This is a genomic window from Bradyrhizobium sp. SMVTL-02 (assembly GCF_051853005.1).
Lineage (GTDB): Bacteria > Pseudomonadota > Alphaproteobacteria > Rhizobiales > Xanthobacteraceae > Bradyrhizobium.
The window spans coordinates 1,565,865-1,581,288 of sequence record NZ_CP182469.1; the positions used below are offsets into that span (position 1 = coordinate 1,565,865).

Genomic DNA, 15,424 nt, shown 5'->3' on the forward strand with positions numbered 1-15,424 from the left:
GCGAATGCCCTCGCCGCGAATGGACCGCCGGTAGCAGCCCTCCCTCTGCCGGCGGAAGCTGGTGCGATGTGTAGCAGCGTCGCTCCTCCGAGGCTGACTTCTGCCCGGCCACCGAAAATGGCCGGGCTTCTTTTGCGGGCCGAGTATGAGCGACAGCATGAAGGCGGAAGCCTCAATCAGCTATTCGCTGCATTCCGGCAGCCGCGGTGCACCTCTTAAGAACCGGGCTGTTGCATCATGAATGATCCTCGGCGAGTCCGGCGATTCGCGATGTTCATATTGGTAAATCATAGGACACCTAACGGTGGGTCGACCTGTATCGACTGTCGTCGATCGCTAGTGATCGGCTACTTGCGAGATATGTCCACGCGGCAAGTCTATTGCGACTACAATTGCTATCGCAGTTACCAGGAGAAGAGACCAAGTGTGCTTCGGCTCGCGACCAAATGGAGCCTAGATGGGCTCGCACATGGCTATCTGATCCAACTTCAAACTGTCGTGTCATTTGCGGCAGTTGCGTGCTGGTGTTCGGTCCTGCTCGCCAAGGCCGCGCTGCGGTTTAGCGAGCCGAAGTTGATGAATAGACCTCACGCGTAAGAACAGGAATAAGTGGACCGGCTGCGAGCGCGTCAAAGTTAGCGCCGGCAATCGAGTGTCGCAAAAGTGTGACGCGGAATTGAGAGTTATCGTTTCAAAGATTGGAGGATATTGATCCGCATGTGCGGGATTGTCGGCATTCTCGGGCGCGAGCCGGTTGCAGAGCAATTGGTGGATTCGCTCAAGCGGCTTGAATATCGCGGTTACGACTCGGCGGGCGTCGCCACGCTGGAAGGCGATCACCTGGAGCGACGTCGCGCCGAAGGCAAGCTTAAGAACCTCGAGGCGCGGCTGCGCGACGAGCCGCTGAAGGGGACGACCGGCATCGGGCATACCCGCTGGGCCACCCACGGCAAGCCGACCGAGCACAATGCCCATCCGCACGCCACCGAGCGGGTCGCGGTGGTCCACAACGGTATCATCGAGAATTTCCGCGAGCTGCGCGAGGAGCTCGAAGCGAAGGGAACGGTGTTCCGCACCGAGACCGACACCGAGATCGTGCTGCACCTGGTCGACGATCTGCTGACGCGCGGCAACAAGCCGGTCGAGGCGGTGAAGCTCGCCTTGAGCAGATTGCGCGGCGCGTTCGCGCTCGGCTTCATCTTCGCCGGCGAGAGCGACCTGATGATCGGCGCCCGTAACGGTCCGCCGCTTGCGGTTGGCTACGGCGATGGTGAGATGTTCCTGGGCTCGGATGCGATCGCGCTCGGCCCGTTCACCGATACGATCAGCTATCTCGAGGACGGCGACTGGGTCGTGCTGACCCGCAACAGCGTTGCGATTTTCGACAAGGACGGCCACGCCGTCCAGCGCGACAAGATCAAGCATGCGGCCTCGACCTCCCTGGTCGACAAAGCCAATTACCGCCACTTCATGGCGAAGGAGATCCACGAGCAGCCCGAGGTCGTCGGCCACACGCTGGCCCGCTATGTCGACATGGCATCCGAGCGGGTGTCGCTGCCGGTGAAGTTGCCGTTCGAGTTCCGCGACATCCAGCGCATCACGATCACGGCCTGCGGCACGGCGAGCTACGCCGGCTATGTCGCAAAGTACTGGTTCGAGCGCATGGCGCGCCTGCCAGTCGAGGTCGACGTTGCCTCCGAGTTCCGCTACCGCGAGTCTCCTCTGCGCAAGGGCGATCTGGCGATCTTCATTTCGCAGTCGGGCGAAACCGCCGATACGCTCGCTGCGCTCCGCTACGCCAAGGCCGAAGGCGTGCACACGCTCGCCGTCGTCAACGTGCCGACCTCGACGATCGCGCGCGAGAGCGAGACGGTGCTCCAGACGCTCGCCGGTCCAGAGATCGGCGTTGCCTCGACAAAGGCCTTCACATGCCAGCTCATGGTGCTCGCCTCGCTCGCGGTCGCGGCCGGCAAGGCGCGCGGCGAATTGTCCGAGGGGGACGAGACGAACCTCGTGCACGGGCTGGTCGAGATCCCGCGCCTGATGGCAGACGCGCTCACCACCGAATTGCAGATCGAGAAGCTCGCGCACCGAATCGCCAAGTCGCGGGACGTGCTCTATCTCGGCCGCGGCACCAGTTTCCCGCTCGCGCTCGAAGGAGCGCTGAAGCTGAAGGAGATCTCCTACATCCACGCCGAGGGCTATGCTGCCGGCGAGCTAAAGCACGGGCCGATCGCGCTGATCGACGAGACCATGCCGGTCGTGGTGATTGCCCCCTACGATCGCGTGTTCGAGAAGACCGTCTCCAACATGCAGGAGGTCGCGGCCCGCGGCGGCAACATCATCCTGATGACGGATGCCAAGGGCGCGGCTGAGGCGACGGTCGATTCGCTTGCCACCATCGTCATGCCTGACATGGCGGATGCCTTCACGCCGATGGTCTATGCCATCCCGGTGCAACTACTCGCCTACCACACGGCGATTGTGATGGGCACCGATGTCGACCAGCCGCGCAATCTCGCCAAATCCGTGACCGTCGAATAAGCCCGACAGAACGCGCCGATGGTTTCTGCCTTCAAATTTGTGGACCATCAGAACTGCGCGTCTCACGTCGATTGGAAGCGAATTAAGTTGCCGGCGGGCGCCGCCTGGCCCGCCGTCAGACGCAGGCCGCCGTGTGTTTCTGGTCGCGTGGACTTGCCACATGTTCCTCCGTTCTAAAACGTAAAACTAGAACAACTTGGAGTTCAGCATTCGGAGTAGGTCGGCGACCTACGCAAGATGAGGGTTGTTATGTTGGTCCGTTTGCACCATTGCGCCTTGCTGTCGATGCTTGCCGTCATGGGCCTTGCACAAGCCAAGGATCGCCGCGCAGTCGCCAAGCCCGTCGCACCTAGCCATATTTGTGCGCGGCTGGCGCCATCGAGCGAAAGCGTCACCGATAGACTGCAAGATGCCATTGCGCAGTGTCCCCCTGGATCGGCGGTTTATTTGGCGGGCGGTATCTTCCTCTCAGGCCCCCTCGAAATGAAATCCGGAGTGATGCTATGGATCGAGCGTGACGCCACGCTTATCGCTCTCGCGCTGCCGAAGGCCTATGACAAAGGTTCAGGAAATTGTGGTCGCATCGGAGGCAAGGGCGACGGCTGCCGGCCATTCATTAGCTTCTTCAAAACACGGGGAGGCGGCATCTATGGCGATGGCATCATTGACGGCCAGGGCGGCGCGCTCATGGTCGGCGCCGGCGAGAGTTGGTGGCAACTGGCACGGCGCGCGCAAACCGAAGGTGGCAACCAAAACGTCCCGCGCCTCATCCAGGTCGACCATGCCCAAGACATTACTTTCCATGGTATCACACTGCGCAATGCGCCCAATTTCCACGTGGCGATGAACCGGGTTGAAGGCGCGACCTTTTGGGGCGTCACAATCGATACACCGGCGGATGCCCGCAATACAGACGGCATCGATCCTGGCGCCAGCCAGGATGTGACAATTGCTCACTGTCAGATCCGCACTGGCGACGACAATGTGGCTATCAAAGCCGGAACCAATGGTCCCGCCCGATATATTTCCATCATCGACAACTACTTCGGTTGGGGACACGGCATGTCCATCGGTAGTGAGGTTAGCTCAGGCGTCAGCGACATACTTGTGCACGGCCTGACCCTGGATGGCACGACATCCGGCCTGCGCATTAAGAGTGATGTCAGCCGGGGTGGTCTGGTGGAGAGGGTCACCTATGAGAACGTGTGCCTGCGGAACAACCGATGGCCTATTTATTTTGATACACGCTATGATCCCCAGGCGCACGGTGACGAAATTCCCATCTACCGACAAATCGTTCTGCGCCATGTGCGTGGCGGTGATGGTGCGCTGGTGATGCACGGTATCGATGTCGCCCACCCGCTAGAGATTGAGCTGGACGATGTGCGATTTTCCGATAGCGCGACTTGGCAGGTGGAAAATGCGAATGTGGTAGGGTCAGGCGTGTGGCCGCCTTTGCGGGGTAGCCAAGGCCGAGTGACGTCCAGCGTATGGGAAGGCTGTGCAAAGGCATTCTCCAAAACACCCAGCAAACGCTCGACCGGCAACACGCACTGATAGAACCTATTGCTTTGTGCAACGGCGCCGAACAAACCAAAGGAGCAGGGTTCTACGACGTTCGCGAGGGCTACGCAGGCCGTAACGAATAGCAGAAGCGGTGGACGTGTGCGCGGCAGCCAGTACGGTACAGTTGCAGATGGACCAGAATTCCACAACCGTCTTATAGTTTCCCTACCTTGATGGTGCGTTCGGCAGCCAGGTCGTGTCATCAGCAAAGAACGCTTTGAGCGACCATTGCTTCGCTTCGTTGTCGGTCAGCTGATGGGAATAAGGTTCTCGTCCTTTGGGATTCGCGCCGATACCGGTGGATTTGTATTCGGCATAGTAAGCGGTACTCAGCCTGTTGGTTTTGGCGCGATCCCACTCGCTCCAGCCCTCTGCGATCACCGGCGCATTCATCCGGGTGGATAAAAAGATCACCGTGGCGTAAGAGCGCCAAGGTCGGCCCAGGGCGATGCGATGTGCGGCGCGATCGGCGGTCAGGATGCAATGGTCGAAAACGTAGGCGCTGTCTTCGTCCGGCGAGTCTTTGCTTTGTGCTGTATAAACCACAGCCTGGTTCGCGATGCCGTGCAGCTCACAACGCTGGAAATAGGCTTTGGCATTGCCAAATATGTAGTCGACATGTCCCTCGATGTAACAGTCCGAAAAGTATTGCCGTGTTGTTCGGCCGTTCGGTCCTTTGTTGGCGAATAGTGTGTCCTGTGCGCCCAGAAGCCGGACACGGGTAATAACGTCCTTGTCTCCGGTAACAGACAGCGCCACCGCCTGCGACGGCGGATTGGCCGGATCCAAGGAATAGTCATTTTGTATCGTCACATTGTTGAGCCGGAAGTCATCGCCTGATGCTTCCATGGTGGCGGAATGAACGGTTCCGCCCACTCTGATGGCGCCATCACCGTAGACGACAACCGTGTCCTCCGGCTTCTCGCCGCTGCCGCTGATGTGAATGCCAGGCTTGGCAACCTTGACCTTCTCGCGATAGATGCCGGGCGCAATTAAAATGTCGCCGCCTCGAGGTGGTAATGCGTCCACCGCCTCTTGGACGGAGCGATAGCCCATAGGGCCGGACTGCGAAACCAAAAGTCGCTCAGCATGTGCTTCCGAGACGTGGAAGCACCTGGCCAGAACGGCGACGTACATCAAGAAAAGTCGCACAATGCTCTCTCTTCGTAGGGCTAACTTCAAGCCGTCTACTGCTGGCGCTTAGGAGTCACCGGGACGCGACGCTCCCGGACCTTAACAGCTTCTTTCCCATTTCAGATTTGGACAGCGCCATCGGCAATTCGTCGTGAATGACGACCGCGCCGCCTGCAACATCCTCAGACTTCGGCGCATTGCCATGTCTGCATCCCATCTTCCTTAGATGTTCATGTCGGAAACACGACATTAGGGCCTTCGCTGGCCGACGCAAATCGTTGCCTTCTTTTTTTCGATCGGGAACTTGCAGCAAATGGCACGCTCATTGCTCGTAGACAGTAAGAGCCGTCACGACAATAGCCTTGTTGCGGTCGCTGGCGGGAATTCAGATGAAGAACTCACCGGCTGGTCCGGACCGTGTCCTGCCAAGTTCGGCTTCTCGTCAGCTTGAATAGCGGCAGTGTAACGCCGCTTGTGGAGACAAGAACTGTGCCAGTCATTGTGAAGTCACCCGAACATTCGGCTTGGATGGTTCCACCTGGGGTGACCGACGGCGCGCCGCATCTGGGAAATATGAACCGATTTACGACCGTTCCGCCAAAGAGGGGAAGCAGATGAAGCTTGGAGTGTTCTATGAGCACCAACTGCCGCAGCCGTGGGAAGAGGGTGGCGAAGAAAAGTTGTTCGCAAAAGCTCTGGAGCAGATCGAGCTCGCTGATCGGCTCGGATACGATAACATCTGGCAGGTCGAGCATCACTTCCTGGAGGAATACTCCCACTCGTCGGCACCTGAAGTCTTTCTAGGTGCCGTTTCGCAGCGGACAAAGAATATCCGTATTGGCCACGGAATTTGTCTTTCCCCGCCGCACTACAATCATCCAGCGAGGGTAGCTGAGCGCCTCGCGACGCTTGATCTGATTTCTGGGGGACGCGTCGAGTGGGGCACTGGACAATCTGCGTCGCTCATTGAGATGCACGGATTTGGCATAGACCCGGACCAAAAGACTGCCATGTGGCGCGAGGGCGTCCAACAGGCGGCCAATATGATGACGATGCGGCCGTATCCTGGATACAACGGGCAATTCTTCAAAATGCCGCCGCGCAATATCGTCCCCAAGCCGATACAGAAGCCGCACCCACCGCTCTGGATGGCCTGTTCGCGGCGCGAGAGCATTTTGAGCGCCGCGCGTCACGGGGTAGGAGCGCTCGTTTTTGGGTTCGTCGAACCGTCCCAAGCGAAGATCTGGCGCGACGAATACTATGAAACAATCAAGTCCGACGAATGCGTGCCTATCGGTCATTCGGTGAACGCCAATATTGCAACGCTCAATGGCATGATGGTTCATGATAACGCCGAAGAAGCGATGCGTCGCGGAATCGAGGGCTTCAAATTCTTCGGATATTCGATCGCGCATTACGCGATCTATGGCGAACATCGTCCTGGGCGAACGAATTTGTGGCGACGCTTCCAGGCGATCAAGGATGACCTGAGGGAGACACCAGGCGCGGGAAGCATCGGGCGGCCGCGAAGCGTTCGCGACCATCTCATGGGGTTTGCCGACGTTGGGATCGACCAGATGATCTTTGTCCAGCAGTGCGGACTAACTAAGCACGAACACATCTGCGAAGCGCTCGAGCTGTTTGCCAGAGAAGTTATGCCCGCACTAAAAGAACGGGAAGACGAGCGCGTTCGACAAAAAGAAGAGGAGTTGGCGCCCTTCATCGAGGCGGCAATAGCCCGTAAGGCCTTGATGCCGGAGCTGACCGAGACGGACATCCCGAACATTGAGGCGATGGGTATCGTACTCGAGCGGCGCACGGGCAAGGACTACGTTTCGGCGGGCGGTACGTTTGCAGATCCGACCCGCGGAGGCGCCATCCCGATGGTTTCGCGCGAAATGTTTGCCAAAGCAGCCAAGGTCGACTGATGGAGCACAACTTGCCGGAGTTCTGTTCGATCGTCGTCGTATTCGCAACGGCTGAGCGCCAAATCTAGCCCAGGATCTGCTCCAACCATCGTGACAGGCGAATGGTCGTACTAGGCCGGCACAAACATCGTTTGCCCAGCTAGTTGGTTGGAGCCAACGCGGCCAGCCCTTGCGCGAGAAGATGGCGCAGCAGCCAACTTTCTGAAGCGGACCGACGCACTTTGTCAGGCTGAAAGTGCGCCGGTCCGCGAGACACTGCCAACGCATTCATGACAATGTCGTCGCCAATGACTCAAGCAGCATGGCAAATCTAAGGCTGCCCTAGCTCGTCAACGCCTCTGCAAAATTGTGCACACAGAGGCCTAGGGGAGCTTGAACCTCACGTAACGTCAAGTTGTAGATTTAACAGAGGTCTTTTCGAGCCTGGCGAAGGTGATGCGCCACATGATGCTCTCGCCGTGCGGCAAAGTGCTCTTGAGATAAGGAGCAGCAAATCCAGCATGTACAAGTTCGTGAGCGCTCGTCCTCCTCCCGCAAAGACAACCAAAGAGGCGGCGGAACCGGCCTTGCAGGCTACGCGAATGCGTGAGGCGGTCTCTACATCATCTCGGGAGCACGATGAGGAGGCTTTCGCCGGCGTCTAATGCGCGATGCCCGAACTGCCTCCTGAGCGGCGGCAAAAAATCCGTATCGTCTGCCGTGATGTCGGACCTGAGACAGCAAGGGTCTGATCGAAGGACTTATTAGCGCGTCCGTATGCCGTCTACTGGACTAATGCCCAGGAAGCTGATCGATGTGATGTTGTGCTCGCTCACGCGCCGCGATACGGCATCAATCAAGCGGATCGTCCCATTCGAGAGTCTCACGCCCGAAAGCTTATGGACTTAATAAGGAATGTATCGACTGCCTATTTCTGCTGACAGGCTTCAGATCATGTATATGGTCCATCGTGTCGCAACCACCCGTCGATCACGCCGTTCACTATGACTAGCCAGTCTCCTTGGCGAGCAAGTGCAGAACAGGAGATCGTACAAATTGACACCGCGTGCGATTCAAGCTCTCGAGAACTGTTTGCTGAAATTGTTGTCGGCGTTGTAGAGCCGGTCTGTGGGCCTCAGTTTTGCCACGCTACTCGCGTCAGTCAGATCAGCATCATCACGGATGTACTGATGGTGCAGAGGCGGGACCCGGCGCATTCTAAGACTGGCAAAAGTGCGCCGGGCGCCTCGGTTGACTTCGCGAGCCGCAACGCCTGGAAGTCCTGTCGATCGCACAAACCGGCGCTGTCTAGAGGGGCGCTTTAATGGGACCGCAAGCTGCGCGTATGAAATCTGAGCTGCGCCGGAGACCGCTTGTGAAGCACCCCGATGAAAAGCAACGAGTTCGCGCGAGTCAAATCGACACTGATATCTCTTAGTCGACATCCGGCAGTAAACACCCGTCGCCATCACGTGCCTGGCCCAATTGTTGCTAACTCCCACCAAAGATGGACTCTTAAGGAGCTCGCTTGTCCCTCGATAGATTAGATGCACACACTGTTGCTGGTCCGAGCTCTGTGCCGGATCTGGCGCGGTGTCCGTTTCACGAAGATGAGTCGCAGGCGCGTCTTGGTCAAAGTAAGACACTTGTACTGACCGGTGCCTCGCGCGGCATTGGCCACGCCACGGGCAAATTGTTCTTCGAAGCCGGTTGGCGAATCATCTCCTGCTCTCGACAGCCGTTTAATAGCGGTCGATGTCCATGGGAATCAGGAAACGACAATCATGTGCAGGTGGAACTAAGCGATCACAACGCGTTGCCGCGCGCGATTGCCGAGATCAAGGAGCGGCTCGGTGGAGAGCCGCTTCACGCCCTGATCAACAATGCCGGCATTTCTCCAAAGGGACCAGACGGTGGTCGGCTGAATTCGCTAACAACATCCATCAACACGTGGATGAGCGTGTTTCACGTGAATTTGGTCGCGCCAATTCTACTTGCTCAAGGCCTGTTCGAAGAATTGAAAATGGCTTCCGGGTCGATCGTCAATGTCACCTCCATCGTCGGCACTCGTGTGCATCCTTTTGCGGGGACTGCCTATGCGACCTCTAAAGCGGCGCTCGCTTGTCTTACACGTGAGATGGCGCATGACTACGCGCCGTTCGGAATTCGGGTCAACGCGATCGCCCCGGGCGAGATCAAGACCGACATCTTGTCACCGGAAACTGAAGAAAAGTTGGCCCCGATTATACCGCTACACCGTGTTGGCACGCCGGACGAGGTCGCGAAGGTCATTTTCTTTCTCTGCTCAAGCGCCGCAAGTTACGTCACAGGTGCGGAAGTGCCAATCAATGGGGGGCAACACGTGTGATACTGCCGAAGTGGTTGATCGCGGAGTTTGTGCGCTAATCAAGACAAGAATTGGTTGTGGCGGCACAAGTTATTGTCGTGAATTGGCCAAGTATGAAACCGACAATTAGTTTTCGGTAAGCCGACAGAATGGATTGACTTCCGACGTGATTACAAGGTCACGAGTGTGGCACGAGGCTTGAAGCGGAATTATCACCTTTTAACCCTAGGATGGAGTTGGAATCCATGGCCTACAAGATCGTCGCCTCGCAATGCTCGGTTTGCGGTGCATGTGAATTCGAGTGTCCGAACGGCGCGATCAGCCTAAAGGGCGATGTCTATGTGGTCGATCCGCAAAAGTGCACAGAGTGCGAGGGGCATTGCGATACGCCGCAATGCGCGGTCGTCTGTCCGATGGAGGGTACGTGCGTTCCCGCCTGACAATGCCGAGCGAGGATTTGCGCCGATGCGTTCACTCGAACGATCGTCGGTGCGCGCCAACTCGGTCGACAAATCGAGTGGCAGCGTCTCACAACGTTCGGTGGAGTAGGCGGTTTCGACGTCGACCGAGCGCTATTCTGTGACGCCGATGCAATATAAGAAGGTCTTGAACGATTTGAGGCGATTAAAGAAGAAGAAGGCTCGCTTGGATGCGTTCAATGGCACTTCGAGGGCTATTCCCGCTCATTGATCATGACAGGGCTTATCTCCGGCGCGCGTCTACTCCCGAAGTGGAGTTTCGGACATCCATTACGAGGTTATACCTAGATCGAAGGCCTAAGTCGCCTTGCCTTGGCACGAGATTGATATCCGGAAGAGCCACCAGAAAGCTGCTATTACTCTCCGCGAGGTCGGCTGAAGATCTGCCCCGCGAAATCGCGAACGATGCGGTCTTCAAGCCGGTACCTATGGCGCGGACCCTCATGGCTGAGGCTGCGTGAGTTTGGCACAATTGCGAGGGCACCCGAGAGTAACCCGAGCTAAAGTTCACCATCCGAAATCGCGCAAGGAACTCCTAATCGAACTTGGATGGAATGAGAACGGGAGGCCGCGTGGGAAAAATCGGCGCCCCCATCGCTATCCTGACGGCTCCGCAGACAGAATTGAAGGAAATCGGATTGCTGATGTACCCGTGTGCGCCGCGTTCGAGCCCAGTCTGCACCAGGGGATCGGATTTCCGCTCGGCTACAAGCAGAATCTTGGTGCGCGCGAACACCTTGGCGAGTTCTCCCAGGACTGCCTCTCCTCGGTCGCGCAGAATGGCAATGCCAACCAGGACTAGATCGGGAGTCCTAGTTGATGGCGACGTCATAGCCTCATCCACAGAAGCAAAAGCATGTGTCTGGTAACCTTCACGTAAGATGTAATCGAGCGCGGAACGCACAACCTGCTCAGGTTCGATTACGAATATGGTCGGACGCGCGCTACTCATATAAGCCTCGCTATCGAACAGCATAATAGCTCCTGTGCATTGATCGATACGAATCAAGCAAGCTCCGTACCGTAGCTGTCCAGCTGTGGGCGAACGAAAGCCGTCGCTTTCGAAGTAGTTGAAGCAAAGCGTTGCCTTGTTTCAGACAAGCGGTTGCGACCGCTCGTGTCGAGAAATGACGATGTCGGACTTGCGACAGCAATACCTCTGCACCGGTATCTATCTGCACTTCCACTGCTATTTGTTATGCGCGGGCGCTGGCACGCTCGTTGCAAAAGTCGTTGTGCAGGCGCGGTTGTCTGCCTTTGTAGCTCATCGAACTGCGCATGCTGCGAGCCGAGTGATGAGATTACGAGAGCGCAGGCGCAGGTCGTCAATCGATAGATGGAGAACAACATGGCTTCGCTGAGACAAATCGCGTTTTACGGCAAGGGTGGTATCGGCAAATCCACGACCTCACAGAACACGCTGGCCGCACTAGCTGAGATGGGTCATAAGATCCTGATCGTCGGCTGCGATCCGAAGGCTGACTCGACCCGACTGATCCTGCATGCCAAGGCACAGGACACGATATTGAGTCTCGCGGCGAACGCCGGCAGCGTCGAGGACCTCGAGATCGAGGATGTCTTGAAAGTCGGTTACCAGGATATTAGGTGCGTTGAATCCGGTGGTCCTGAACCAGGCGTCGGGTGCGCTGGCCGGGGCGTCATTACATCGATCAACTTCTTGGAAGAGAACGGCGCCTACGAAGACATTGATTACGTATCCTACGACGTGCTCGGCGACGTCGTCTGCGGCGGCTTTGCGATGCCGATCCGCGAAAACAAGGCGCAAGAGATCTACATCGTCATGTCCGGCGAGATGATGGCGATGTACGCCGCCAACAACATCTCAAAAGGCATTCTGAAGTATGCCAATTCCGGTGGCGTGCGGCTTGGCGGTTTGATCTGCAATGAACGCCAGACCGACAAGGAGCTAGAGCTCGCCGAAGCGCTCGCCAAGAAGCTCGGCACCCAGCTGATCCACTTTGTCCCCCGAGACAATGTCGTCCAGCACGCCGAGCTGCGCCGAATGACGGTGCTGGAATATGCGCCGGACTCCAAGCAGGCGGAACACTATCGCAATCTCGCGACCAAAATCCACAACAACGGCGGCAAGGGCATCATTCCGACGCCGATCAGCATGGACGAACTTGAGGACATGCTGATGGAGCACGGTATCATGAAGGCGATCGACGAAAGCCAGGTCGGCAAGACCGCTTCCGAGCTCGCTGCTGTTTCGGCCTGAACTGATACCTCACATTCAGCACAAGAAAGCGTCGGCCCAAAGACGCAGAGAGCAATAAGGAAATTCGCATGAGTCTGGCATCCACCCAGAGCGTGGCAGATATCAAGGCCCGCAACAAGGAATTGATTGACGAAGTCTTGCAGGTCTACCCTGAGAAGACAGCCAAACGTCGTGCCAAGCACCTTAACGTGCACGAGGCCGGCAAGTCTGATTGCGGTGTCAAGTCGAATCTCAAATCGATCCCCGGCGTAATGACCATTCGAGGTTGCGCCTACGCCGGCTCGAAGGGCGTCGTTTGGGGGCCGATCAAGGACATGATCCACATCAGCCACGGCCCGGTCGGTTGTGGCCAGTACTCCTGGGGATCGCGACGAAACTATTATGTCGGCACCACCGGCATCGATACCTTCGGAACCATGCAGTTCACGTCCGACTTCCAGGAGAAGGACATCGTCTTCGGCGGCGACAAAAAGCTCGCCCAGGTGATCGACGAAATCCAAGGCCTGTTTCCGCTCAACCGTGGAATCACCATCCAGTCGGAATGTCCGATTGGCCTGATAGGTGATGACATAGAGGCAGTGTCGAGAGTAAAGTCGAAGGAATATGGCGGCAAGACCGTCGTGCCGGTACGCTGCGAAGGTTTCCGCGGCGTATCGCAGTCTCTTGGCCATCACATCGCCAATGACGCTGTACGCGACTGGATTTTTGACAAGCTCACCCCGGAAACGGAACGGCGATTCGAATCCACGCCATATGACGTCGCCATCATCGGCGACTACAACATCGGTGGCGACGCCTGGTCATCTCGTATCCTCCTGGAGGAGATGGGCCTGCGCGTGATTGCGCAGTGGTCTGGCGATGGCAGTCTCGCCGAGCTTGAAGCGACCCCGAAAGCGAAGCTGAACATCCTGCACTGCTACCGCTCGATGAATTACATCTCCCGCCATATGGAGGAAAAGTTCGGGATTCCATGGTGCGAGTATAACTTCTTCGGCCCATCCAAGATCGTGGAGTCGCTGCGTAAGATCGCAAGCTTCTTCGACGACAAGATTAAGGAAGGAGCCGAAAGAGTGATAGTCAAATACCAACCGTTGGTGGATGCCGTCATCGCCAAGTATCGGCCGCGCCTGGAAGGTAAGTCCGTGATGCTCTTCGTTGGCGGCTTGCGCCCTCGGCACGTGATTGGCGCCTATGAAGACCTCGGTATGGAGGTCATCGGGACCGGCTACGAATTTGGTCACAACGACGATTATCAGCGTACGGCGCAGCATTACGTAAAAGATGGGACATTAATTTACGACGACGTCACTGGCTACGAATTCGAGCGCTTCGTCGAGAAGATCCAGCCTGATCTCGTTGGTTCCGGCATCAAGGAAAAATACGTCTTCCAGAAAATGGGGGTGCCGTTCCGGCAGATGCACTCCTGGGACTATTCGGGCCCCTATCACGGCTATGACGGATTCGCGATCTTTGCCCGCGATATGGATATGGCAGTCAATTCACCGATCTGGAAGAAGACCAGGCCGCCGTGGAAGGACGCCCCGCTGCCAAGCCTGATGGCGGCGGAATGAGCGAGCCGGGCCCGACGATCGAAACACGAATCCAATAAGGACGCTAGGATGACACAGACTGCCGAAAACGTGCTCGATCATCTCGAGCTGTTCCGGGGCCCGGAATACCAGCAAATGCTGGCGAACAAACGAGCGCTCTTTGAGAACGCGCATGATCCTGCGGAGGTCGAACGTATCCGCGAATGGGCCAAAACACCCGAATATCGCGAGAAGAACTTCGCGCGCGAGGAACTGACCATCAATCCGGCCAAGGCTTGCCAGCCATTGGGTGCCGTGTTTGCTTCGGTCGGTTTCGAGAGCACGTTGCCTTTCGTGCACGGCTCACAGGGCTGTGTCGCCTACTATCGAAGTCACCTATCGCGGCACTTCAAGGAGCCGACCTCCTGTGTCTCCTCGTCGATGACCGAAGATGCAGCTGTATTCGGCGGTCTCAATAACATGATCGATGGGCTCGCCAACAGCTACAATATGTACAAACCGAAGATGATCGCGGTCTCGACCACCTGCATGGCGGAAGTCATCGGCGATGATCTCAACGCCTTCATCAAAACGTCGAAGGAAAAAGGCTCTGTTCCGGCCGAGTTCGACGTTCCCTTCGCTCATACGCCGGCCTTCGTGGGTAGCCATGTCACGGGCTATGACAACGCGCTAAAAGGCATTATCGAACATTTCTGGGACGGCAAGGCGGGTTCTGAGCCGAAGCTCGAGCGCCAGCCGAACGAAAAGATCAACTTCATCGGCGGCTTCGACGGCTACACCGTAGGCAACATCCGTGAGATAAAGCGCATTTTCGAATTGATGGGCGTCGCGTACACAATTCTCGCTGATAACAGTGACGTGTTCGACACGCCGACGGACGGTGAGTTTCGTATGTATGATGGAGGGACCACGCTGGCGGACGCAGCAAATGCCATCCACGCCAAGGCGACCATCTCAATGCAGCAGTATTGTACAGAGAAAACGCTGCCTTTCATCGAAAGTCATGGCCAAAAGGTCGTTTCGTTCAATCATCCGGTCGGCGTCAGCGCAACCGACGACTTCCTGATGACCCTGTCAGACATTACGGGTAAAGCAATCCCGAAGATCCTAGAACAGGAGCGCGGCCGTCTGGTCGACGCCATGGCGGACTCTAGTGCGCACATTCACGGTAAGAAGTTCGCGATCTATGGCGATCCCGATCTTTGCTATGGCTTAGCGGCCTTCCTGCTCGAGCTCGGCGCCGAACCGACCCACGTCCTGTCAACCAACGGCAACAAAGCCTGGGAAGGCAAAATGCAGGCGCTATTTGCCAGTTCGCAGTATGGCAAGGACTGCCACGCCTATCCGGGCAAGGACCTTTGGCACATGCGCTCGCTGCTGTTCACCGAACCGGTCGATCTTCTGATCGGCAACACCTACGGCAAGTACTTGGAGCGCGATACTGGAACGCCGCTGATCCGCATCGGCTTCCCCGTATTCGATCGGCACCACCACCATCGCTATCCAGTATGGGGCTATCAGGGCGGCATGAATGTGTTGGTGAAGATACTCGATAAGATATTTGAGGAGATCGACAAGAAGACCAATGTGGTGGGCAAAACCGACTACAGCTTTGACATTATCCGCTAATGCGAGCTTGCCTCCACCTCATCGCCGCG

Annotated in this window: 10 protein-coding genes; 8 read left to right on the forward strand and 2 right to left on the reverse strand. The window is 57.2% G+C overall.

The features are described 5' to 3' along the window. Positions 1–717: 717 nt before the first annotated feature. The gene (gene glmS, locus ACNJYB_RS07390; RefSeq protein ID WP_439373346.1) at positions 718–2,544 is read left to right on the forward strand and encodes a glutamine--fructose-6-phosphate transaminase (isomerizing); all 1,827 of its coding nucleotides are present in this window, start codon (positions 718–720) and stop codon (positions 2,542–2,544) included. A 249-nt stretch (positions 2,545–2,793) separates the two neighbouring features. Next, entirely contained in the window at positions 2,794–4,101 is a 1,308-nt protein-coding gene (locus ACNJYB_RS07395; protein ID WP_439373347.1) for a glycoside hydrolase family 28 protein, read from the forward strand. 174 nt (positions 4,102–4,275) lie between these two features. Here ACNJYB_RS07395 and ACNJYB_RS07400 read toward each other — a convergent pair whose 3' ends face one another. Then, positions 4,276–5,247 carry a pectinesterase family protein gene (locus ACNJYB_RS07400; RefSeq protein ID WP_439373348.1) on the reverse strand — a complete coding sequence of 324 codons (972 nt, stop codon included), beginning with the start codon at positions 5,245–5,247 and terminating at the stop codon, positions 4,276–4,278. Between the two features lie 521 nt (positions 5,248–5,768). Between ACNJYB_RS07400 and ACNJYB_RS07405 the strand changes: the two genes are divergently transcribed. The 3 genes from ACNJYB_RS07405 (at position 5,769) to ACNJYB_RS07415 (ending at position 9,938) form a co-directional block, all read left to right on the forward strand. Beyond that, on the forward strand, positions 5,769–7,172 hold the full coding sequence (locus tag ACNJYB_RS07405) for an LLM class flavin-dependent oxidoreductase (protein WP_439373349.1): 1,404 nt from the start codon (positions 5,769–5,771) through the stop codon (positions 7,170–7,172). Between the two features lie 1,507 nt (positions 7,173–8,679). Next, the gene (locus ACNJYB_RS07410; protein ID WP_439373350.1) at positions 8,680–9,519 is read left to right on the forward strand and encodes an SDR family NAD(P)-dependent oxidoreductase; all 840 of its coding nucleotides are present in this window, start codon (positions 8,680–8,682) and stop codon (positions 9,517–9,519) included. A 224-nt stretch (positions 9,520–9,743) separates the two neighbouring features. Then, positions 9,744–9,938 carry a 4Fe-4S binding protein gene (locus ACNJYB_RS07415; protein ID WP_439373351.1) on the forward strand — a complete coding sequence of 65 codons (195 nt, stop codon included), beginning with the start codon at positions 9,744–9,746 and terminating at the stop codon, positions 9,936–9,938. A gap of 574 nt (positions 9,939–10,512) precedes the next feature. On the opposite strand, the gene ACNJYB_RS07420 is transcribed toward ACNJYB_RS07415, so the two are convergent. Continuing rightward, complete coding sequence (locus ACNJYB_RS07420) at positions 10,513–10,986, reverse strand: response regulator (protein WP_439373352.1); 474 nt, start codon at positions 10,984–10,986, stop codon at positions 10,513–10,515. 339 nt (positions 10,987–11,325) lie between these two features. On the opposite strand from ACNJYB_RS07420, the gene nifH reads away from it, so the two are divergent. The 3 genes from nifH to nifK all read left to right on the forward strand — a co-directional run bounded on the left by nifH (position 11,326) and on the right by nifK (position 15,395). Continuing rightward, positions 11,326–12,216 carry a nitrogenase iron protein gene (nifH, locus tag ACNJYB_RS07425; RefSeq protein WP_439375493.1) on the forward strand — a complete coding sequence of 297 codons (891 nt, stop codon included), beginning with the start codon at positions 11,326–11,328 and terminating at the stop codon, positions 12,214–12,216. A 68-nt stretch (positions 12,217–12,284) separates the two neighbouring features. Continuing rightward, positions 12,285–13,787 carry a nitrogenase molybdenum-iron protein alpha chain gene (gene nifD / locus ACNJYB_RS07430; RefSeq protein ID WP_439373353.1) on the forward strand — a complete coding sequence of 501 codons (1,503 nt, stop codon included), beginning with the start codon at positions 12,285–12,287 and terminating at the stop codon, positions 13,785–13,787. A 48-nt stretch (positions 13,788–13,835) separates the two neighbouring features. Further along, complete coding sequence (nifK, locus tag ACNJYB_RS07435) at positions 13,836–15,395, forward strand: nitrogenase molybdenum-iron protein subunit beta (RefSeq protein WP_439373354.1); 1,560 nt, start codon at positions 13,836–13,838, stop codon at positions 15,393–15,395. Positions 15,396–15,424: the final 29 nt, after the last annotated feature.